Genomic DNA, 21,363 nt, shown 5'->3' on the forward strand with positions numbered 1-21,363 from the left:
TAGTTTATTATCTAGTATCTGTTATCAATCATTATAGCTGTCTTAAGAAAACGCAAGTAAAAGGCCAATAATTCGCGATGTTGATGGGAGTTAAGGTACAATTTCACTCTGTTTACGGCTATTTTTACGGTTTTTCTTAAGCCGGAAGCCCTTTAAACACCCTGATTATTCAAATACAAAGTAGAGTATCCATGGCTTTTGATCCTTCATCGCTTCGTCACCTTTTTCCTATTTTGTCGCTGCAGGCCTACGATCATCCTTTGACCTATTTGGATAACGCAGCCACTACGCAAAAGCCGCTACCTGTATTGGATGCCATTCAAGATTACTATCGAAACACCAACGCCAATGTTCATCGCGGCGCACACTTCCTCAGCGATCGAGCAACCAATCGTTTTGAACAAGCACGAGACACCGTTGCGCGCTTTATCAATGCACCTGAGCAAAGTCATATTATTTGGACAAAAGGTGCCACAGAAGCCATTAATATGGTGGCCTTTGGCTTAGAACATCTGTTGGAAGAAGGTGATGAAATCCTTATTACTAGCCTAGAACACCATGCGAATCTTGTTCCTTGGCAACAATTGGCTTTTCGAACCGGCGCACGATTGCGCGTTTTACCATTAACCTCTAAGGGTGAATGGGAGTCGGAGTTCAGTCATTACTTCACCGATCGCACGCGTATTTTTGCCGCGACGCAAATATCCAATGCCATTGGCACCAGCACCCCACTGCAAACCATGCTTGATAATGCCAAGCTACAAGGCGCTTTTACTCTTGTAGATGGTGCTCAAGCCGTGGCGCACTATCCTATCGATATACAAGCACTAGACTGTGATTTTTATGTTTTCTCTGGCCACAAAATGTATGGGCCCACAGGCATCGGCGTCTTATACGGAAAAAGTCATGCATTAGACGTTTTACTACCCTGCCAAACGGGCGGAGAAATGGTGCGTCATGTTTCGTACCAAGCGACAGAGTTCAATGTTTTACCCTATCGATTGGAAGCAGGGACACCGAACATCGAAGGTGCTATCGGTTTAGCGGCTGCGTGTGACTTTCTCAATATTCAAGATAGACCTGCGTTATTGGCGTGGGAACAATCCCTCGCTGCGCACGTTTATTTTCGCCTACATAAGGAAGGCGGTATCGATATTTACTCTCCCGAAAAAAACACCACGTTAGTATCATTAAGTGTACCCAATATTCATATTTTGGATTTGAATGCGTATCTAGATAGCCAAGGCATCGGTGTTCGTGCTGGGAGTCACTGTGCCCATCCTTTAATGGCACAACTCGGCGTTGCCGGTACGCTTCGTGCGTCATTTGCTTGTTACAACACCCTGGAAGAAGCTAACCGATTCTGCGATGTTCTGCTCGACGCGATTGATATATTAGGAGATGAGTAATGAACAACTCGAACCAGACACTAACCATAAAAGAACAGCTGCAAGCTTGCCGCAGCAAAGAAGAAACGTTTAAAATCTTGGTTACCTTGAGCAAAACATTGCCGCGACTATCATCGGAAGAAAAAACCGAAGAGAACAAGGTGAAAGGCTGCGAAAGCGCCGTCTGGCTTATCGTCGAAGAATCAAACGGTATCCGTCACTTCAACGCCGACAGCGACGCCAAACTGATGCGTGGAGTCCTTGTCGCGATATTGAGCTTGGTAGAAGGAAAAAGCGTAGAAAACATTCAGAAAATAAACCTTAAATCTGAATTAGCAGCACTGAATCTCACCAGTTATCTGACGAGTTCAAGAACCAATGGGGTATTGGCTATTTTATCTCAACTTCAGCAGCCTTAATCAGCTTATCCAATACTCTCGATACCGCCACAAAACCAAAAGTCGCCGTTACTGCGGTACTGGCACCAAAGCCCGTATCGCAGTTCATTTTAGTTTCTGTGTCCCCTTTCAATCTTTGCTTAGAGACGGTTCCGTCACCTTGCGGATAATTCAATTGCTCGATGGAAAACACACATTCAATGTAAAAACGCCTTTTGGTATTTCGGCTGAAATTATAATAACGACGTAGAAAATTGCGTAGGTTAGCCGCTAATGGATCACCAACGGTTTTAGCCAGATCGGCCGTCTGAATTTTAGTCGGGTCGGTTTGCCCGCCGGCACCACCAATCGTAATAACAGAACGCTTATTGCTCTTACACCACGCCATTAGAGCGGCTTTTGGTTTGATACTGTCAATGCAATCAATAATATAATCAAATGGCTCAGCGAGGAGCTCAGACATGTTGTCGGCAGTTGCAAAGTCTTCTATCGAAGTGATTTCACAGTTCGGGTTTATTTGTTTAACTCTTTGAGTCATTACATCGACTTTAGATTCACCAATAGTGTCACTTAGAGCATGTATCTGACGATTTGTATTGGTAACGCAAATGTCATCCATGTCGATTAGTGTAATTTTTCCGATACCTGAACGAGCTAAAGCTTCTGCTGCCCAAGAACCTACACCACCAATACCAATGACACACACATGAGCTTGAGAAAAAATCTCATAGGCTGCGTCTCCATACAAACGCCGAATACCACCAAACCGTTGTTCGTCTGTCACTTTTCTCTCCTCACAGGGAGATCGCCCTGCGCTTTTTCTTTCAATAAGTGTATTCTTTGACTCTGTAAACATACTGACATGCACAGTGAGCCTTATGATTGAGCAAGCTTTTGAACAACTCGGTTTAACGCCAAGAGAAACTCAACTTTACCAAACTCTATTAAAACTCGGCCCTTCTTCTATTCGGGATATTGCCGAACACAGTGGTATCAACCGAGGAACGGCTTACGAATCCCTAAAACAGTTACAGGGTAAAGGGGTTGTTAGTTATTTTCCTAAAGGAAAACGCCGCTTTTTTAGCGCTGAAAATCCCGATATTTTACTGAATTTAGCGGAAGAAAAACGCAACCGCCTCGACAAAACCATCGAAAACCTGAAGAACACCATCATTCCTAACTTGCATCAGCAGCAGCCAGAGTATCATCAGACCAATGTGCGTTATTACGAGGGCGATGATGGCATTGAATGGGTATTACGCGATATTTTAAACGTCGTATCCGAACAAGACCATAAAGAATATTGCGTATTTTCGTCTAAGCCGATTCGTCCCTTTTTGTATCGTCCTTTTCCAAACTACACAAAACAACGTGTCAAACTGGGAATTAATGTAAAAGTCATCGCGCTGGGTGATGGCGGCGAAGAAGCAGAATTATCAGAACGTAAGTGGATTAAAACAGAAGGCGCTGTGGACGCGAGCTACATCGCAATTTACCCACCTAAATGTGCAATCATCTCATTGGCAAGTAACAACTTTCCTTCCGCTGTCGTATTAGAATCCAAAGACATCGCCAAAGCCCAGCAAATTATCTTCGATACACTGTGGAAAATGCTTTAAATCAGCAAATTAAAGAAGTGTAAGACAATAAAAAAGCAGCCCTTAGGCTGCTTTTTTTGACTTTCAAACTCAACATTACCGCTTATTTGTTATTGCGGAACTGTTGAATAGTACGCAAACGGGCCATAGCTTGCACTAGTTCCGCTGTCGCACGAGTGTAGTCGACGTCAGGTTTTTGGTCAGCCAAAAGCTCTCTTGCGTGTTCCTGAGCTTTTAGTGCCGCCTCTTCGTCCAGATCTCTTGCACGAGTGGCTGTATTAGCCAAGACGGTGACGCGGTGCGGTTGAACTTCTAGGAAGCCACCGGACACGAAGATAAACTCTTCGTCACCATTTTCTTTAACCACACGAACAGGGCCTGCTTTCAGAGTCGTCAACAATGGCGCGTGACCAGGCATAATACCTAGATCGCCATAGCTGCCTGCAGCCACAAGAGATTGAACCGTACCGGAAAAAATCTCTTGCTCAGCGCTTACGATATCGCAGTGTACTGTGATAGCCATAAGTTGCCTCTCTTAGTCATACTTAGTAAAAGTGCCTTACAGCACTTTTACTACGTGTGATGGTTAAAGTTTCTTAGCTTTCTCGACCGCTTCGTCGATACTACCAATCATGTAGAACGCTTGCTCTGGAAGATCATCAAACTCACCATCCAAGATGCCTTTAAAGCCACGAATAGTGTCTTTCAAAGAAACATACTTACCTGGAGAGCCTGTAAATACTTCTGCTACGAAGAAAGGCTGAGACAAGAAACGCTGGATTTTACGAGAACGGTTAACCGTTTGCTTATCTTCTTCAGATAACTCGTCCATACCCAAGATCGCGATGATGTCTTTAAGCTCTTTATAACGTTGCAATACCATTTGTACGCCACGCGCTACGTCATAATGCTCTTGACCAATAACAAGAGGATCAAGCTGACGTGAAGTAGAGTCAAGAGGATCGATCGCTGGGTAGATACCCAAAGATGCGATGTCACGAGACAATACAACGGTTGCGTCCAAATGAGAGAACGTCGTTGCTGGAGACGGGTCAGTCAAGTCATCCGCAGGTACGTATACCGCTTGAACAGACGTGATAGAACCAGTCTTAGTAGAAGTGATACGTTCTTGAAGAACACCCATCTCTTCAGCAAGTGTAGGCTGGTAACCTACCGCAGATGGCATACGACCTAGCAATGCAGATACTTCCGTACCGGCAAGCGTGTAACGGTAGATGTTATCTACGAAGAAAAGTACGTCACGACCTTCGTCACGGAACTTTTCAGCCATCGTCAAACCAGTCAAAGCAACACGTAAACGGTTACCTGGTGGCTCGTTCATCTGACCGTATACAAGAGATACTTTGTCGATTACGTTCGAGTCAGTCATCTCATGATAGAAATCGTTACCTTCACGAGTACGCTCACCAACACCAGCGAATACAGAATAACCACTGTGCTCGATAGCGATGTTACGGATAAGCTCCATCATGTTTACGGTTTTACCAACACCGGCACCACCAAATAAACCAACTTTACCGCCTTTCGCGAAAGGACAAACAAGGTCGATTACTTTGATACCTGTCTCTAGCAATTCGTTACTAGAAGACTGCTCAGCATAAGAAGGCGCAGCACGGTGAATTGACCAACGCTCTTCTTCGCCGATTGGGCCTTTTTCATCAATCGGATTACCTAGAACGTCCATAATACGTCCTAGTGTTTTAATACCAACAGGAACAGAAACAGGTTTGTTTGTATTTTCTACAACCAATCCACGCTTCATACCATCGGTAGATCCCATTGCGATGGTACGAACAATACCGTCGCCTAGTTGTTGTTGAACTTCCAACACCAACTCTTTGCCTTCAATGGTTAGGGCATCATATACTTTTGGCACGCTATCACGTGGGAATTCCACGTCGATAACAGCACCGATAATTTGTACGATTTGTCCGCTACTCATGTTCGGATCCTCTTAAATACCTAAATACCTTAAACCGCTGCCGCGCCGCTGACTATCTCAGAAATTTCCTGAGTAATCGCTGCTTGACGAGCCTTGTTGTACACCAACTGCAATTCATCAATGATATCGCCGGCGTTGTCCGTTGCGTTTTTCATCGCAAGCATACGAGATGCTTGTTCACACGCAATGTTTTCAACGACTGACTGATATACTTGAGATTCAATATAGCGAACCAATAATTCGTTTAAAATTTCAACGGCTTCTGGCTCATAAATGTAATCCCAGTGGTGCTGTAACTCTGTATTCTCTTCCGCTTTCAGTGGCAAAAGTTGCTCAACCGTTGGTACCTGAGTCATCGTATTCACGAACTCATTAGAAACCACATACAAACGATCAATGCGACCTTCGTCAAATGCGTCTAGCATCACCTTTACACTACCGACTAAGTCGTCAGCTTTGGGTGCATCACCTAAACCGGTGAACGCTGCTGTTACATTTCCGCCGTAGTTACGAAAGAATGAAACGGCTTTACCGCCAATGGCACAGATGTCGATTTCAACACCCGTATCAGCGAACTGCTTCATATCTTTAATGGCTTTTTTGAACACGTTAACGTTCAAACCACCACATAAACCACGATCAGAAGAGATTACGATATAACCAACACGATTCGCCTCACGTTCGGTAAGGTAACGGTGTTTATACTCAGGATTCGCGTTGGCCAAATGACCAACTACTTGGCGAATTCGTTCCGCATACGGACGAGAAGCGGCCATACGATCCTGAGCTTTACGCGTTTTACTAGCAGCTACTTTTTCCATAGCACGAGTAATTTTACGCGTATTGTTAATGCTCGAAATCTGAGTACGTATCTCTTTTCCGACTGCCATAATAGAACTGCCCTTGTGAGAATGTTATTTCACAAACTGCAAGAAAGTGGTGACAGGCTAGATTAGTAGCTTGTCACCAAAGTCATTACCAAGTTTGCGTCGCTTTAAACTTCTCGATTGCCGCTTTAAGTGTCGCTTCAATCTCGCCGTTAAAATTACCAGTTTTGTTGATGTCAGCCATAAGATCAGCGTGTTCGCTGTTCATATAACCTAACAATGCTGTTTCAAAACTACCAATTTTGCTTGTTTCAACATCTACAAGGAAGCCATCATTAGCAGCGTAAAGAACTACGCCCATATCAGCTACAGCCATAGGAGAGAACTGCTTTTGTTTCATCAGTTCAGTAACCTGTTTACCGTGCTCTAGCTGCTTACGAGTCGCTTCGTCTAGGTCAGATGCGAACTGAGCGAAAGCCGCCAATTCACGATACTGAGCCAAAGCAAGACGAATACCACCGCCAAGTTTTTTGACAATCTTAGTTTGAGCTGCACCACCAACACGAGAAACCGAAATACCGGCGTTCATCGCTGGACGAATACCCGCATTAAACGAGCTCGTTTCCAAGAATATCTGACCATCTGTGATGGAGATAACGTTGGTTGGTACGAATGCAGATACGTCACCACCTTGTGTCTCGATGATTGGCAACGCAGTCAAAGAACCGGTTTTGCCTTTCACTTCACCATTGGTGAATTTCTCAACATACTCAACGTTTACACGAGAAGCACGCTCAAGAAGACGAGAGTGAAGATAGAATACATCACCTGGGTAAGCTTCACGACCTGGTGGACGACGAAGAAGCAAAGAGATCTGACGGTAAGCCCAAGCTTGCTTGGTCAAATCATCATAAATGATCAAAGCGTCTTCACCGCGGTCACGGAAGTATTCACCCATAGTACAACCAGTGTATGGCGCTAGGTAAAGCATCGCCGCTGGATCAGAAGCACCAGCCGCTACCACTGTGGTGTAACTCATTGCACCCGCTTCTTCAAGCTTACGTACAACGTTGGCAATAGTAGATTGTTTCTGACCAATCGCTACGTACACACACTTAATGCCACTGTCTTTCTGCGCAATAATGGTGTCAATAGCCAACGCCGTTTTACCAATTTGACGGTCACCGATGATCAACTCACGTTGACCGCGACCAATTGGTACCATGGCATCAATGGCTTTGTAACCAGTCTGGATAGGTTGATCAACTGACTGACGTTCGATAACGCCTGGTGCCACTTTTTCAACTTTATCCGTTAATTTTGCATTGATATCGCCTTTGCCGTCGATTGGGTTACCCAATGCGTCAACAACACGACCAAGCAATTCAGGACCGATTGGAACTTCCAATATACGACCGGTACATTTAACTTTTTGACCTTCTACAAGGTCTTGGTATTTACCTAGTACTACCGCACCTACAGAGTCACGCTCTAGGTTCAAAGCAATACCATAAACACCACCGGAGAATTCAATCATTTCTCCGTACATAACATCTGCCAAACCGTGAACCAGAACGATACCGTCTGCTACACTGACAATTGTGCCCTCATTTTGGGCATCAGAAGTGACATCGAGATTCTCGATGCGCTTCTTGATAATCTCGCTGATCTCAGATGGATTCAGTTGCTGCATGCTAAATTCCTCAACCCTGTTTTCGATTTAACGAAACACTAGGAGTTTATCGCCTCGGACAGTTTCGCCAGTTTACCGCGAACTGAACCGTCGATGATTAAGTCACCTGTACGGATAACCACGCCACCAAGCAGGCTCGCGTCTGTTGCATTGGTTAGGTTGATAGTACGATCCAACCTTTTCGCCAATGCTGCGGCCAATGCTTGTGCCTGTTCTGCTGATAATTCAAAAGCAGAGGTAAATTCAACATCCACTGCTTTTTCAAAATTCAGTTTGAACTGTTGATATAACACAGAGATCGCTGGAATAAGCGTCAAACGCTTTTTCTCAGCTAGGGCTAGCAAAAATGCTTTGCCCTGCTCTGTTGTTACTTCCGCACAAACGTCCGCTAGAGCGTTTGCCTTCTCTTCCGCACTAAAAGCTGGATTTCCAAGTGCCACCTTAAGCTTAGATTCCACTGTTACAGCGGCTAATATGCTCAGCATATCAGCCCATTCTGTAACGTGGCCTTGCTCACGGGCAACTTCGAAAGCTGCTCTAGCGTACGGTCGCGCGACTGTTTTTAGTTCAGCCATTAGACCCTCGCTTAAAGCTCTTTAGCGAGTTTTTCAACGATCTCGCTATGTGCTTTTTCGTCAATAGTGGCTCCCAAAATCTTCTCGGCACCAGCAAAGGCAAGGACAGAAACTTGTGAACGCAATGCTTCTTTAGCACGCAATACATCTTGTTCTATCTCTGCTTGAGCTGCTTCGCGCAAGCGTTTGCCATCGGCAATTACTTGTTCGTTTGCTTCGTCGATAATTTGGTTCGCACGTTTGTTGGCTTGTTCAATAATCTCGGCCGCGTTCTCTTTACTTGCACGTAGAGTTTGAGAGGCTTGTTCTTGTGCCAACTCAAGATCACGTGAAGCACGGTTCGCTGCTTCCAAACCGTCTGCAATTTTTTTACTACGCTCTTCGAGCGCAGCAATTACTGGTGGCCACACGTATTTCATGCAGAACCAGACAAAAATGGCAAACGAGATAGCTTGGCCTAGAAGTGTGAGATTTAAGTTCACGCTAATACCCTCGCTTTTAGTCGTTTAAAAATCATTCCCGCAGAATTTTGCAGAATATTAACCAGCGACCAAAGCAACAAAAGGATTCGCAAAAGTGAAGAACAATGCGATACCTACACCGATCATAGTTACGGCATCAAGAAGACCCGCTACGATGAACATTTTAACTTGCAGCATTGGAACCATTTCTGGTTGACGCGCTGCGCCTTCCAAGAATTTTCCACCCAATATACCAAAACCAATCGCAGTACCTAGGGCACCTAGACCGATTAGAAGGGCTACAGCGATCGCAGTAAGACCAACTACAGTTTCCATTTTAACTCCTACATTTTCACAGTTTTAGATAAGGTTTAAAAAATATTACTTTAAAGAACACACTTTTAGTGATCTTCGTGCGCCATACTTAAATAGACGATAGTCAACATCATAAAGATGAAGGCTTGAAGCACGATAATCAAAATATGGAAGATTGCCCATGGTACCGACAGAGCCCATTGTAGACCCCAAGGTAAGATAGCAATCAAAATGAAGATCAATTCACCAGCGTACAAGTTACCGAACAATCGCAATGCTAATGAAACAGGCTTAGCAAGTAGACCTACACCTTCAAGCAAGAAGTTGAAAGGAATCATCCATTTGCCGAAAGGCTGTAACGTCAGTTCACCAACAAATCCACTAATGCCTTTTACCTTGATGCTATAGAACACAATCAACGCAAAAACAGAGAGTGACATACCTAACGTGGCATTAATGTCTGTTGTAGGAACAAATTTGAAATACACATTATGAGGATCCGCGCCAAATATAGACACTCCCACCCACTTAGCAACAGCTGGCAAAAAGTCAACTGGGATCAAATCCATGAAGTTCATCAAGAAAACCCAAACAAAGATGGTCAAAGCCAAAGGTGCAATGACCTTACTCTTACCATGAAAGGTTTCTTTAACGCTGTTATCAACAAATTCAACCATAAGCTCTACAAAATTTTGCAGTCCTGATGGTGTATCTGTTGATATTTTCTTTGCTGCTTTACGGAACAACCACAAGAACAATATACCCAAGGCGATTGAAACCGCCATAGTGTCTACATGAATTGCCCAGAATCCCATATCTGCTGCTTCTTTTGCATCATGGGCAAGACCCCATGTACCGTCAGGATGTTGACCATAAGTCAAATTCTGAAGGTGATGCTTTATATATGCAGAAGCTGTTGGACTTTCAATACCCATACTTATATCCACGCTCTCTCAATGATTAAAATTCTATTCTCTATCGTATTAAGTATTTCTTAGCACGATAGGACTGAGCCAATGACTCAAAATTGCGCCTCCAAAACCTGCAAAAAAAGCACCTGCAGCTAATGGTTTTATCAGAAGAAAAACCAGCGACAATAAAACCACTGTCATAGCCAACTTACCGGCTTCTCCTCGATAGAATGATCTAACAACATCTTTTGCTGGGCGGACACCCCTATAACCAAAAATCCGCCATGCCATATAAATACTGGGTAATATACTGGTCAATGCACCCAATATAAAAGAGTACCCATACAGACAACCCGCAATGTAAAAAATTCCCAATGATACAAAAAGAGTTAAAAATAATTGTAACAAGAGAAAACGAAATACAGCCTTCTTTCTGGCGCTGATGATTGCACTCGCGCTTAACGGCTTATTTGTCTCCATTACCTAACTCTCTAGCTGCACTCTAAAAGTGCAATCAATGTGATGATTTACAAAATTCGAGGCATTATATGGGTAATGGCGACTGTGTTCAACTTAAACTAGACAGCAAGATCACTTTCAGAGCATCTTGTCTAAATAGAAAAGCTTCAATCATAATTACTTTATTTTCCGGTGAGTAGCTCACTAATCAAGAGCTCTAGGTGTTCAGGGTTACGATACTCAATGATAAGCTTACCTTTTCCTTTGGAGGAAGGCTGAATTTTAACAGCGGCATTCATTTTTTGACTGATACGTTCAGCCTCTGCACTTAAATCAGGCAAGACAGGTTTACTATCTTCATTTTTTTCAATCACTTGAAAGTTTTTCACCAATCTTTCTGTCTCACGGACAGATAAAGATTTAGTCACAACTTGTGATGCTGCCTGGATTTGTTTGTCATGCTCTAACGGGAGTAACGCTCTAGCGTGACCCATTTCAATATCGCCATGCTCTAATAAACGACGAACTTCGGGTGTTAATCCTAATAAACGCAATAAATTTGCCACGGTTGAACGTGATTTACCCACAGTATCAGCCACTTCTTGCTGCGTGAGGTGAAAATCCTCAACCAAACGCTGTAACGCTAACGCTTCTTCTACTGGGTTTAAGTCTTCACGCTGAATATTTTCGATCAACGCCAATACGACCGCGTCGGCGTCTTCAACATGACGAACAATAACAGGTACTTGGGTTAAATCAGCTAATTTGGCAGCACGCCAACGACGTTCACCCGCAATAATTTCATATTGGTTATGACCACTGGGGCGGACTACAATAGGCTGCATAATACCTTGATTGCGAATCGACGATGCCAAGTCTTCTAATTGCGCAGGGTTCATGTCGCGACGAGGCTGAAATTTTCCTTTCGAAAGCCACTCGACAGGCAAGTAAGTCAGGCCTTTTATTTCTTCATTATTGGCGCCACGATCAACATCGTGAGTCGCCGCCTTTTGCGGCGCTAATAATGCATCTAAGCCACGACCTAGACCTCTTTTTTTCATCGTCATTTCATTAACCCTAATTGGTATTATAAATACGCTATATTAAGCAATCATCACACAACAGTTTTTCGAATAAACTCACCCGCTAAAGCAAGATAAGCGATGGCGCCACGAGATTGTTTTTCATAGTGTAAAACAGGTAAGCCATAACTTGGCGATTCAGCTAAGCGAATATTTCGAGGTATAACTGTGTCGTAAACCTTATCCCCAAAATGCTTATGAAGCTGATTGGAAACATCGTGAGTTAAACTTGGACGAGGATCATACATGGTTCGTAGAATCCCTTCGACCACTAGCGATGGGTTTAACGCTTGAGTAATACGCTCTATGGTTTGCAGTAAGGCCGTTAACCCTTCTAAAGCGTAATATTCACACTGTACAGGAATAAGCACACCTTGAGAGGCGGCAAGCGCATTGACGGTTAACATGTTCAATGCAGGAGGACAGTCAAGCAAGATAAAGTCAAAGTCATTATCGACTTCATACAAGCCTGCTCGTAGCCGTGTTTCTTTACTTGGTAAGTCTAATAAAACAACTTCTGCACCAGTTAAATCACCATTAGCGGGTAATACCCAATAATCTCCAGGCATGGTTTTTTTCATGACTTCTTTTACGCCATGAGTGCCAATTAATACATCGTAAACACTGGTGTCTAATTCTTCTTTGGTCAAGCCACTTCCTGTCGTAGCGTTACCTTGCGGATCTAAATCAATTAATAAAACTCGGCGCTTCATCGCCGCAAGAGAGGCCGCTAAATTGACACAGGTGGTGGTTTTACCAACACCACCTTTTTGGTTTGTAACTGCGATGATTCTTGCCATGCTTTATCCTTTACGCGTCATTACTACCATGTGACGCTCTGCCTGAATATTTGGCACATTAAGAGGCTCTACTGATACTAAATCAACCTCTTTCGGTAGTGCCGCTATTTCTTCACTAGGGTAAACCCCTTTCATGGCCAAAAAATTACCCGTATTACTAGGCAGAGGCAGAGTCCACCGAATCATATCTTGTAGAGAAGCAAAGGCTCGAGAGATAACGTGATCGTATTCACCTTGATGAGGATGCTTTTCAACCCGTTCATTTTCTACCGTTACGTTATGAATCCCCAGTTCCATTTTAACTTGGGTTAGGAAGCGTGTTTTTTTGCCATTACTGTCAAGCAAAGTAAAACGTTTCTCAGGACAACATATAGCAAGCACCATACCAGGTAAGCCAGGGCCTGTGCCGACATCTATAATATGCTCACCGGTGATATAAGGTAACGTCGCCAAACTATCAAACAAATGCAAAGAAATCATTTGCTCAACATCACGAATGGCGGTCAGGTTATAAGCCTTGTTCCACTTTTCAAGCATAGCAAGATAGCGAACAAGAATCTGAATGGTATCATCAGAGAGAACAGCGCCCATTTGTTGGGCGCCTTTTTGAATGGTGTCAAAGTGTGTCACAGTCGATCCATTTCTATAAAGAATGAGTAATTAGGGATTATCGGCTGATGATTCTAGGCACTTTTGCGCGCAATCGCACGTTTTTTCAAGTGAATTAACAGTAAGGACACCGCGGCTGGTGTTACACCTTGGATTCGAGACGCCGCTGCCAATGTCGCAGGACGCAACTGAGTCAGCTTTTGCTTGATCTCATTCGACAAACCTTCCATCTTTGAATAATTCAAATCATCCGGTAATGCAGTATTTTCTTGACGACGTAGTCGCTCGATATCTTCCGCTTGACGAGTAATGTAGCCCGCGTATTTTACCGCTATTTGAACTTGTTCAGACACCTGTTCATCTACCGGTTCATCAAGCGCATTTTTTAAATCAGCCACATCGGAATACACAATATTGGGTCGTTTGAGCAAATCGAGCAAGTTATACTCATGCGTAATCGGAGTTTCCAATTTTGGATTAATAATATCTGATTCCGGTGAATTAGGTACAATCCAGCTTGATTTTAATCGTTGTGTTTCAAGTTCAATCGCTTCGCGTTTTTTACAAAACGCGGCCCAACGTTCATCAGACACCAGACCCAATTCACGGCCTTTCTCTGTTAAGCGCATGTCGGCGTTGTCTTCACGTAAGATCAAACGATATTCCGCACGACTAGTAAACATACGGTAAGGTTCTTTGGTTCCCATAGAAATCAAATCATCTACCAATACACCAAGATAGGCTTCATCACGACGAGGTGTCCAAGCGTCTTTATCTTGTGCCAGTAATGCCGCATTTAAACCCGCCAATAAACCTTGCGCCCCCGCTTCTTCATAACCGGTCGTACCGTTGATTTGTCCGGCGAAAAACAAACCAGGCATGTGTTTGGTTTCTAAAGAATATTTTAAATCTTGAGGATTAAAGTAATCGTATTCAATGGCGTAACCAGGACGCATAATATGCGCGTTTTCCATGCCTTTCATCGAGCGAACTAGCTCAATTTGAACATCAAATGGCAAGGACGTCGAAATACCATTGGGGTAAAGTTCGTGTGTCGTTAAACCCTCTGGCTCAATGAAAATCTGATGTGAATTTTTATCCGCAAAGCGCACTATTTTGTCTTCAATAGAAGGACAATAACGCGGCCCTACCCCTTCAATCACACCGGTATACATAGGAGACCGATCCATACCAGCACGAATAATGTCGTGAGTTCGCTCATTCGTATGGGTAATAAAACATTCAATTTGACGAGGATGCATAGCTCTATTTCCCATGTACGACATAACGGGCGTAGTGTCATCTCCGGGTTGTGCTTGCATTTGAGAAAAATCAACTGAACGTGCATCAATTCTAGGTGGTGTACCTGTTTTTAAACGATCAACTCGAAATGGCAGCGCGCGCAATTTTTCGGCCAAACCGATTGAAGGTGGATCTCCAGCTCGGCCACCAGAATGATTCTGTAAACCAATATGTATGATGCCACCTAAAAAAGTTCCCGCGGTTAATACAACGGTTTTGCTATTAAAACGAATACCAGTCTGGGTAATAACACCTCGAGCGGCACCGTCTTCAACAATAAGATCTTCTACGGATTGTTGGAAAAGCCAAAGATTTTCTTGGTTTTCTAATTTATAACGAATAGCCGCTTTATATAATATGCGGTCAGCTTGAGCACGAGTTGCTCGAACAGCTGGGCCTTTTCGAGAGTTCAAAGTACGAAATTGAATGCCGGCTTTATCGGTTGCCAACGCCATGGCACCGTCCAAAGCATCAATTTCTTTTACTAAATGGGATTTGCCAATGCCACCAATAGCAGGGTTACAGGACATTTGTCCTAAAGTTTCAATGTTGTGGGAAAGTAACAATGTTTTAACGCCCATACGTGCTGAAGCCAAAGCAGCTTCTGTACCAGCATGTCCACCACCAACCACAATCACATCAAAGCGACTCGGGAAATCCACAGGAACCTCGGTATTACTAAATAGAAAAATGAATGAAAAACGATCAACTATCGATAAGGCCGCTTAGTATATAGGCAAAATTCTAAAAAGAAAGTGAGCGAAATCTGATTTACCCGGTCATCAATATTAATATATATAAGTAGTATATAAGGTCTTTTGTTATTGTTATGTTTATATAGGAAGCAAAAATCTGTTAGTAAGTATTTTTTATACATATAAATCATATTGATACAGCGATAACATCTTGTTAACGACCCCCCTCTCTTCCTGTGTTGTGGGTAACCTATTCCTGTGTATAAAAGTACCACTTATACACGACCTGATTTTTACCTCTAAGTTGTTAAAAACTGTGCAAAACTTCTTATCAACCTATTACCATACTTATCAACAGGTGTTTTTTAAAAAATATTAGAATTTAAGTTACTGATTATTAACAGTTTAATTTATTTTATAAGCGTTTTTTTGCCTTTGTTTAAAAAAAACAATCCACAAGCAAAAAAATAAAAAAAACCTAATTAATTGTTTTTTTTATGACTTCAAAATGTGAATAGTTTCCATAGATGTAGGTTTTCAAAGGGTTTGAAGCATTGTGGAGAAAGAAAGACAATTTTTTAAAAATGCCACTCTGTGAATAAGTTAAATTTTTTGACTCTTTAAAAGTGACTTCAATGAAGGTTTACTGCCAGAATGAAGGCTCGTTTGTATAGAGCAATAAAAAATGGCTACTTGTCGGTCGGAAAGGAAGGCTGAATGAGTCGTGATTGATAGGAATGTAACTGACTAGCAATGAAGGCTCCTTCTTAGTGGGCGTGTCTTACAAAAAAGTCACGTAAAAATGAAGGTATGTTTTGAGGGGAGAAAGACAAATAAAAAAGCGCCCTCTACATTTGATAGAGAACGCTTTTTGTTGCTAGATTTTTGTTCCTAAGAAGAACGAAGAGATTTAACGATTAGCTGTTTTTAAGGCTTTTCATGTCAATGATAAAACGGTACTTCACATCGCCTTTTTTCATGCGTTTATAAGAGTCGTTAATATCTTGAATATTAATCATCTCAGCATCGCATTCAATATTATGTTCTGCACAAAAATCTAATACTTCTTGAGTTTCTGCGATACCACCAATCAAAGAGCCTGTCAGAATACGGCGCTTTAATACCAAATTTGCAGCATGAACAGCAGGTTCCATAGGCTCAATCAAACCTACTAAAATATGCATACCATCAACTTTTAAGCAATTTAGATAGGGGTTCAAATCATGCTGAACAGGGATGGTGTCTAGTAAAAAATCAAAATTCATCGCCGCTGCTTGCATTTGAGCATCATCGGTTGAAACAATAACGTGATCGGCGCCTTGTTTCTTTGCTTCTGCTATTTTACTTTCAGAGCGAGTAAAAATAGTGACTTCCGCGCCCAATGCTTTGGCGAATTTAACACCCATGTGACCTAAGCCGCCCATGCCTAGAATACCTACTTTATCGCCTGCTTTGACGCCGTAATGACGTAGTGGCGAATACGTGGTAACACCAGCGCATAATAATGGTGCCGCTTTACTGGCATCAAGTGCTTCTGGAATGGACAAAACAAACTCTTCACGGACCACAATATGATCAGAGTAACCGCCATAAGTTAAAGTACCATCGATTAAGTCTTTAAAACCGTAGGTTCCGACAAAGCTATTCTCGCAATATTGTTCCAAATCTTGCTTGCACGATGAACATGTTTGGCATGAATCGACCATGCAACCGACGCCAACTAAGTCACCGACTTTATACTTACTCACTTTATTACCAATGTCTGTAACTCGACCAACAATTTCATGGCCAGGAACGACAGGGTATTCACTTGGACCCCAATCACTTTCTGCCACATGGATATCTGAATGGCAGACGCCACAATAAAGAATGTCTATGTTGACGTCATTGTCTCGTAGATCGCGGCGTTCAAATGAAAATGGAACTAAAGGGGTTGTTGCTGATTTTGCAGCGTACGCTTTTGTTTGACTCATCAATGTTACTCCAGTGTTTAACATGAAATAGGTGACATCTAGTCTAGAGTAATTTTTCTCAATTTATGTTGTGCATTTTTGTTATAGTTTTGCCTATTCCTCTAAATAAAGAAAATTTAACTTTTCCTACACAATCTTGAGTGGATACTAAATTCATTGATTTTCATAGACAGGCGGATCGAACATGACCGATAGGAACTTAGTTGATTTGATCAAACCTCTGGTAATAGAGGATGGCTTTTTAGATACCTCAATTACCAATGTTAGATTAATGCGCAGTGAAAAATCATTTCCGAGGATGCCGCTTATTTACAGTCCAGGATTGACCATCATAGTTCAAGGTCGAAAAATTGGTTATTTAGGTGATCGTGAAATTCACTACAATTCGGGTCATTATTTAGTACAAACCCTTCCTTTACCTTTTGAATGTGAAACCTTTGCCAGTAAAGAAGAACCACTTTTTGGCGTGTCGATTAATATAGATCCTGCATTATTATCTGAGTTGGTTTCTGATACTACTGAAAGTGACTTGAAGCTGTCTGTACCTTATTTTCCCATGTCATCTGTTGCGATGAGTCCAGACATGGAAGAAGCCGTTAAACGGCTTATTAGAGCGCTACATGATCCAAAAACCGCAAAAACCATGGGACAGAGTCGAGTGAGAGAAGTCATTTTTGAAGCATTACAAAGCCCACAAGGCGATGCTTTACGGGCTCTTGTTGTAAACCAAGGCCGTTTTTCTCAAATTGTTCACTCTTTGAAACAGTTACAGCTGCAATTAGATCAAGAGGTGCGAATTGAGCAACTCGCTGAAAGCGCCAATATGAGTGTCTCCAGTTTTCATCATCATTTTAAAGCCATTGTTGGATCTTCTCCTCTGCAATATTTAAAGCGACTCCGCCTTTTGAAAGCGCAAATGTTACTTAATCAAGGTCACCTAAATGTTGGCCAAATTGCCTTAGTTGTCGGCTATAAAAGCATCCATCAATTTAGTCGAGATTATAAACGGTATTTTGGTGCGCCACCGACCAAAGACAAGCAAAGAGAAGAAGTGGCGGTGTGAATTAAATTATATAGAAATTTGATTTTAGTAGACGACTGGTCTAAATTTATTACTCTCGTGTTTTATCAGTATAGGTGTGGCAATTTGCACAATTTCATTAATGAACAAGATTTAATAATAAATGCTCCCAGCAAGCCTCGCCGAGGACGACCAAAAAAGCTGTCAGCTGATTCTGTTGATACGCGTGAATCTTTGTTAAGAGCAGGTATGTTAATGCTGACGGAAATCGGCTTTTCTCGAAGTGGTATTGACCCCATTTTAAAATCTGTAGGGGTTCCTAAAGGGTCTTTTTACCACTATTTTTCTAGTAAAGAGGAGTTTGGTCTTGCCGTTCTTCAGCGCTATCGTTGTTACTTTGAAGCCAAATTAGACTGTTTTTTATTAGATGAAGCTTTTTCTCCTTTAGAGCGATTACAACGGTTTGCAAAGGATGCTCAGGACGGTATTGTGCGACATGACTTTAAACGAGGCTGTTTAGTAGGTAATTTAGAGCAAGAATCACCGAATTTATCCGATGTGTTTCGTGAGCAGCTTCAAGAGACTTATCAAAGCTGGCAAATTCGTGTCGCTGCGTGCCTTCTGCTGGCATTGAAAGCGGGTGAGATTACCCTGCATAATTCTATTGAAGATACTTCTCAAGCGTTTTGGATTGGCTGGGAAGGTGCGGTTCACCGCACACGATTAATGAAAGACACTCAGCCCTTAAGTCTTTTCCTAGAATTCTTTATACAGGCGATTAAGGTGAAATAGCCTTGTTGTCCGCTGGAGCCAAGCATCATTACTTGGCTTTTTTTAGTTATTTAACTAGACGATCGGTCTAAAAGTGGAGGTAGTATGTTTAAAGGTGTATTGATTACTCAAGAAGATAAAAAAAATTCAGCGTCTGTGACAGAATTAAATGAAAGCCAGTTGCCTGAAGGCGATGTCTTGGTTGATGTTTATTACAGCACGTTAAATTATAAAGATGGCTTAGCCATTACTGGTAAATCCCCCGTTGTTCGATCCTTTCCTATGGTGCCTGGTATTGATTTGGTTGGCCAAGTGACTCAGTGTGACTCAGACGCTTTTTCTGAAGGGGATTGGGTATTATTGAATGGTTTTGGGGTGGGTGAAATGCATTGGGGTGGACTTGCTGAAAAAGCGCGCTTAAAAAGTGATTGGTTGATCCCGCTTCCAAAAGGTATAGAAGCTAAGCAATCCATGGCAATAGGTACAGCGGGCTACACCGCCATGCTTTCGGTTTTAGCCCTTGAAAAACAAGGTGTTGTTCCAGGTTCTGGAGAAATTCTTGTCACAGGTGCTAATGGTGGTGTGGGCAGCTTTGCGATTCGTTTGCTTAATCGTCTTGGTTATCACGTAGTGGCATCAACAGGGCGAATGGAAGAAGTTGATTATTTAAAAGCGCTTGGTGCGAGTGAGGTTATTAATCGCAGTACGCTTTCAGAGCCAGGTAAACCATTGCAAAGAGAGCGTTGGGCAGGCGTGATTGATTGCGTCGGCAGTCATACCTTAGCCAATGCTTGTGCGAGTACACAATATGGTGGTGTCGTAACGGCTTGTGGCTTAGCGCAAGGTATGGACTTCCCTGCGTCCGTCGCACCGTTTATTCTGCGTGGCGTCAAACTCATCGGCATCGACAGCGTTATGCGCCCTAAAGCGGATCGTATTGAAGCTTGGCAGCGTCTAAGTGAATTACTACAACCACAAGATTTTGATGTAATAAGCACAGAAATAGTATTAGAGGACGTTGTAGAAACAGCCTATAAATTGCTTGATGGCCAAGTACGTGGTCGAGTGATTGTCGTAATAAGATAGGTTCTGTGATGAAAGCAGCTTAGTTTATGGTCGAGTAAAAGTACGATCAGTGGTGCCATCTTGGCTGTTTTCCTTTCTCAACTTCAGTAACATGACTTCGCCTTTATTATTGATTGGAGCCTCAATGTACGTTTTAGACCCAGCTATCGCCATGCAAATAGTCAGCCGTACCATGAGTATTTTGGGACACAATGTGAATGTAATGAACAATCGTGGTGTGATTCTTGGCTCGGGCGATAATCTGCGTATTGGTGCTATTCATGAAGGGGCGTTATTAGCGATTACTCAAAATAGAGTGGTAGAAATTACCTTAGAAGCTGCATCAGGACTTATAGGGGTAAAACCCGGTATTAATTTACCTCTTCATTATCAAGGTCAAATTATTGGTGTTATTGGTATCACAGGGGAGTTCAAAGAAATAACGCCTTACGGGCAGTTATTAAAAATGACCGCTGAGATAATCGTTGAGCAAGCCAATTTACAAGACAAACTGCAATGGGAAAATCGCCAAAAAGAAGAGTTTATTCTGCAATTGATTAAAGGGGATTTCCGAGATAAATCCCAGCTCATCGAATGGGCTTCTCAATTAGGTATTTCACTTGAAACGCCTAGAGTTGCAGCGATTATAGAAGTGAGTGACATAAACTCTAAAACTTTGAATAACGGTCATGATGCGAACAATCTGAAAGAGGTATTACACCTTCTACAGTATCCTGAGCGTGGAAATTTAGTCGCTATGACGTCTCTGAATCAACTGGTTATTCTAAAACCCGCTTTTCTAGATGGACATAACTGGGATCCTACCCTAGAAAGTGCGCGTATTGATGAACTCTTAAAACGTTTACCTCATCATATCAAAGGCTGTACAAAAATTGCCCTAGGGCATTATTTTCCAAATATAGATGGCATAGCGCATTCCTATCAAACGGCTCAGGAAACCTTGGTCATTGGTAAGCAGTTTAACAATGAAGAGAGGAAGTATTTGTTTGAGGATTATTCTTTGCAGGTTTTATTATCTGGTCTTAAACACAATTGGCGTGGTGAGATTTTATCTAGTCATTACCAACAACTTCAATCCGCTGATAATAAAGGATCGTTACGAAAAACGCTCGCTGCCTACATTACTCATTTTGGGGATTTACAGCAGTGTGCTAATGCCTTACACATTCACCGTAATACATTGCGGTATCGCTTAGATAAAATTCAACACATTACCCAATTAGACATTCATGCATTAGATGGTCTTTTTAGACTCTATTTAGGCCAATTAATTGCGGATTAAATGACAGTAAAGTTACTTATTGAGAGTATAAAATCCGATAATTTTGTGCAAATGAACAAAAAAAGCATACAAAAGAACGTTATATCCAGCTAAGTGGCTAAAGCTTAAGTCGGCTGTTTATTGAATAATAAAAGTCCTTAAAATTGGTGTTATT

General features: G+C 42.3%; 22 protein-coding genes. 7 read left to right on the top strand and 15 right to left on the bottom strand.

Features of this window, described 5'->3' with window-relative positions; genetic code table 11:
• Positions 1-191: 191 nt before the first annotated feature.
• Together MP3633_RS18760 and MP3633_RS18765 are read left to right on the top strand one after the other, a co-directional pair.
• A complete protein-coding gene (locus MP3633_RS18760) occupies positions 192-1,409 on the top strand; it encodes an aminotransferase class V-fold PLP-dependent enzyme (RefSeq protein WP_176336651.1) in 1,218 nt (405 codons plus the stop codon).
• Positions 1,409-1,807: a SufE family protein gene (locus tag MP3633_RS18765; protein ID WP_176336652.1), complete on the top strand. Its 399-nt coding sequence runs from the start codon at positions 1,409-1,411 to the stop codon at positions 1,805-1,807. The genes MP3633_RS18760 and MP3633_RS18765 overlap by 1 nt, the downstream gene beginning before the upstream one ends.
• On the opposite strand, the gene tcdA is transcribed toward MP3633_RS18765, so the two are convergent.
• Positions 1,779-2,570 (bottom strand): tRNA cyclic N6-threonylcarbamoyladenosine(37) synthase TcdA, encoded by a 792-nt coding sequence (gene tcdA / locus MP3633_RS18770; protein ID WP_217909028.1) that lies wholly within the window; start codon positions 2,568-2,570, stop codon positions 1,779-1,781. The two genes, MP3633_RS18765 and tcdA, sit on opposite strands and share 29 nt — an antisense overlap.
• Before the next feature lie 94 nt (positions 2,571-2,664).
• Here tcdA and MP3633_RS18775 point away from each other — a divergent pair, with 94 nt between their 5' ends.
• Positions 2,665-3,405 (top strand): TrmB family transcriptional regulator, encoded by a 741-nt coding sequence (locus MP3633_RS18775; RefSeq protein ID WP_176336654.1) that lies wholly within the window; start codon positions 2,665-2,667, stop codon positions 3,403-3,405.
• An 82-nt stretch (positions 3,406-3,487) separates the two neighbouring features.
• On the opposite strand, the gene MP3633_RS18780 is transcribed toward MP3633_RS18775, so the two are convergent.
• The 14 genes from MP3633_RS18780 to MP3633_RS18845 form a co-directional block, all read right to left on the bottom strand.
• Positions 3,488-3,907 carry a F0F1 ATP synthase subunit epsilon gene (locus tag MP3633_RS18780; RefSeq protein ID WP_176336655.1) on the bottom strand — a complete coding sequence of 140 codons (420 nt, stop codon included), beginning with the start codon at positions 3,905-3,907 and terminating at the stop codon, positions 3,488-3,490.
• 63 nt (positions 3,908-3,970) lie between these two features.
• Positions 3,971-5,347, bottom strand: a complete 1,377-nt coding sequence (atpD, locus tag MP3633_RS18785) for a F0F1 ATP synthase subunit beta (RefSeq protein WP_176336656.1) — start codon at positions 5,345-5,347, stop codon at positions 3,971-3,973.
• A 29-nt stretch (positions 5,348-5,376) separates the two neighbouring features.
• Complete coding sequence (gene atpG / locus MP3633_RS18790) at positions 5,377-6,237, bottom strand: F0F1 ATP synthase subunit gamma (protein ID WP_176336657.1); 861 nt, start codon at positions 6,235-6,237, stop codon at positions 5,377-5,379.
• A gap of 85 nt (positions 6,238-6,322) precedes the next feature.
• On the bottom strand, positions 6,323-7,867 hold the full coding sequence (gene atpA / locus MP3633_RS18795) for a F0F1 ATP synthase subunit alpha (protein WP_176336658.1): 1,545 nt from the start codon (positions 7,865-7,867) through the stop codon (positions 6,323-6,325).
• A 38-nt stretch (positions 7,868-7,905) separates the two neighbouring features.
• On the bottom strand, positions 7,906-8,442 hold the full coding sequence (locus MP3633_RS18800; RefSeq protein WP_176336659.1) for a F0F1 ATP synthase subunit delta: 537 nt from the start codon (positions 8,440-8,442) through the stop codon (positions 7,906-7,908).
• A gap of 11 nt (positions 8,443-8,453) precedes the next feature.
• The gene (locus tag MP3633_RS18805; RefSeq protein ID WP_176336660.1) at positions 8,454-8,924 is read right to left on the bottom strand and encodes a F0F1 ATP synthase subunit B; all 471 of its coding nucleotides are present in this window, start codon (positions 8,922-8,924) and stop codon (positions 8,454-8,456) included.
• Between the two features lie 57 nt (positions 8,925-8,981).
• The gene (gene atpE / locus MP3633_RS18810; protein ID WP_012072127.1) at positions 8,982-9,239 is read right to left on the bottom strand and encodes a F0F1 ATP synthase subunit C; all 258 of its coding nucleotides are present in this window, start codon (positions 9,237-9,239) and stop codon (positions 8,982-8,984) included.
• A 65-nt stretch (positions 9,240-9,304) separates the two neighbouring features.
• The gene (atpB, locus tag MP3633_RS18815; RefSeq protein ID WP_176336661.1) at positions 9,305-10,153 is read right to left on the bottom strand and encodes a F0F1 ATP synthase subunit A; all 849 of its coding nucleotides are present in this window, start codon (positions 10,151-10,153) and stop codon (positions 9,305-9,307) included.
• Between the two features lie 48 nt (positions 10,154-10,201).
• The gene (locus MP3633_RS18820) at positions 10,202-10,609 is read right to left on the bottom strand and encodes an ATP synthase subunit I (RefSeq protein WP_176336662.1); all 408 of its coding nucleotides are present in this window, start codon (positions 10,607-10,609) and stop codon (positions 10,202-10,204) included.
• Between the two features lie 161 nt (positions 10,610-10,770).
• Positions 10,771-11,655: a ParB/RepB/Spo0J family partition protein gene (locus MP3633_RS18825; RefSeq protein WP_176336663.1), complete on the bottom strand. Its 885-nt coding sequence runs from the start codon at positions 11,653-11,655 to the stop codon at positions 10,771-10,773.
• A 47-nt stretch (positions 11,656-11,702) separates the two neighbouring features.
• Complete coding sequence (locus MP3633_RS18830; RefSeq protein ID WP_112135465.1) at positions 11,703-12,470, bottom strand: ParA family protein; 768 nt, start codon at positions 12,468-12,470, stop codon at positions 11,703-11,705.
• A 3-nt stretch (positions 12,471-12,473) separates the two neighbouring features.
• Entirely contained in the window at positions 12,474-13,100 is a 627-nt protein-coding gene (rsmG, locus tag MP3633_RS18835) for a 16S rRNA (guanine(527)-N(7))-methyltransferase RsmG (RefSeq protein ID WP_176336664.1), read from the bottom strand.
• A gap of 53 nt (positions 13,101-13,153) precedes the next feature.
• Complete coding sequence (gene mnmG / locus MP3633_RS18840; protein WP_176336665.1) at positions 13,154-15,043, bottom strand: tRNA uridine-5-carboxymethylaminomethyl(34) synthesis enzyme MnmG; 1,890 nt, start codon at positions 15,041-15,043, stop codon at positions 13,154-13,156.
• Between the two features lie 950 nt (positions 15,044-15,993).
• Complete coding sequence (locus MP3633_RS18845; RefSeq protein ID WP_112135460.1) at positions 15,994-17,049, bottom strand: NAD(P)-dependent alcohol dehydrogenase; 1,056 nt, start codon at positions 17,047-17,049, stop codon at positions 15,994-15,996.
• 184 nt (positions 17,050-17,233) lie between these two features.
• On the opposite strand from MP3633_RS18845, the gene MP3633_RS18850 reads away from it, so the two are divergent.
• From MP3633_RS18850 to MP3633_RS18865, 4 genes are all read left to right on the top strand, one after another.
• Entirely contained in the window at positions 17,234-18,112 is an 879-nt protein-coding gene (locus MP3633_RS18850) for an AraC family transcriptional regulator (protein ID WP_112135458.1), read from the top strand.
• A gap of 84 nt (positions 18,113-18,196) precedes the next feature.
• Positions 18,197-18,862 (top strand): acrylate utilization transcriptional regulator AcuR, encoded by a 666-nt coding sequence (gene acuR, locus MP3633_RS18855; protein WP_244959749.1) that lies wholly within the window; start codon positions 18,197-18,199, stop codon positions 18,860-18,862.
• Between the two features lie 84 nt (positions 18,863-18,946).
• Complete coding sequence (gene acuI, locus MP3633_RS18860; RefSeq protein WP_176336666.1) at positions 18,947-19,927, top strand: acrylyl-CoA reductase (NADPH); 981 nt, start codon at positions 18,947-18,949, stop codon at positions 19,925-19,927.
• A 124-nt stretch (positions 19,928-20,051) separates the two neighbouring features.
• A complete protein-coding gene (locus tag MP3633_RS18865) occupies positions 20,052-21,209 on the top strand; it encodes a sugar diacid recognition domain-containing protein (protein WP_176336667.1) in 1,158 nt (385 codons plus the stop codon).
• Positions 21,210-21,363 lie beyond the last annotated feature (154 nt).

The sequence above is a fragment of the Marinomonas primoryensis genome (genome assembly GCF_013372285.1).
In the GTDB taxonomy this organism is placed as follows: Bacteria; Pseudomonadota; Gammaproteobacteria; order Pseudomonadales; family Marinomonadaceae; genus Marinomonas; species Marinomonas primoryensis.

Bases quoted from the DNA above. Each gene is read 5' to 3' on its own strand.
- MP3633_RS18760 (WP_176336651.1), top strand. From the start codon at position 192: ATGGCTTTTGATCCTTCATCGCTTCGTCACCTTTTTCCTATTTTGTCG.
- MP3633_RS18765 (WP_176336652.1), top strand. From the start codon at position 1,409: ATGAACAACTCGAACCAGACACTAACCATAAAAGAACAGCTGCAAGCT.
- MP3633_RS18775 (WP_176336654.1), top strand. From the start codon at position 2,665: ATGATTGAGCAAGCTTTTGAACAACTCGGTTTAACGCCAAGAGAAACT.
- MP3633_RS18780 (WP_176336655.1), bottom strand. From the start codon at position 3,907: ATGGCTATCACAGTACACTGCGATATCGTAAGCGCTGAGCAAGAGATT.
- atpD (WP_176336656.1), bottom strand. From the start codon at position 5,347: ATGAGTAGCGGACAAATCGTACAAATTATCGGTGCTGTTATCGACGTG.
- atpG (WP_176336657.1), bottom strand. From the start codon at position 6,237: ATGGCAGTCGGAAAAGAGATACGTACTCAGATTTCGAGCATTAACAAT.
- atpA (WP_176336658.1), bottom strand. From the start codon at position 7,867: ATGCAGCAACTGAATCCATCTGAGATCAGCGAGATTATCAAGAAGCGC.
- MP3633_RS18800 (WP_176336659.1), bottom strand. From the start codon at position 8,442: ATGGCTGAACTAAAAACAGTCGCGCGACCGTACGCTAGAGCAGCTTTC.
- atpE (WP_012072127.1), bottom strand. From the start codon at position 9,239: ATGGAAACTGTAGTTGGTCTTACTGCGATCGCTGTAGCCCTTCTAATC.
- atpB (WP_176336661.1), bottom strand. From the start codon at position 10,153: ATGGGTATTGAAAGTCCAACAGCTTCTGCATATATAAAGCATCACCTT.
- MP3633_RS18820 (WP_176336662.1), bottom strand. From the start codon at position 10,609: ATGGAGACAAATAAGCCGTTAAGCGCGAGTGCAATCATCAGCGCCAGA.
- MP3633_RS18825 (WP_176336663.1), bottom strand. From the start codon at position 11,655: ATGACGATGAAAAAAAGAGGTCTAGGTCGTGGCTTAGATGCATTATTA.
- MP3633_RS18830 (WP_112135465.1), bottom strand. From the start codon at position 12,470: ATGGCAAGAATCATCGCAGTTACAAACCAAAAAGGTGGTGTTGGTAAA.
- MP3633_RS18845 (WP_112135460.1), bottom strand. From the start codon at position 17,049: ATGAGTCAAACAAAAGCGTACGCTGCAAAATCAGCAACAACCCCTTTA.
- MP3633_RS18850 (WP_112135458.1), top strand. From the start codon at position 17,234: ATGACCGATAGGAACTTAGTTGATTTGATCAAACCTCTGGTAATAGAG.
- acuI (WP_176336666.1), top strand. From the start codon at position 18,947: ATGTTTAAAGGTGTATTGATTACTCAAGAAGATAAAAAAAATTCAGCG.
- MP3633_RS18865 (WP_176336667.1), top strand. From the start codon at position 20,052: ATGTACGTTTTAGACCCAGCTATCGCCATGCAAATAGTCAGCCGTACC.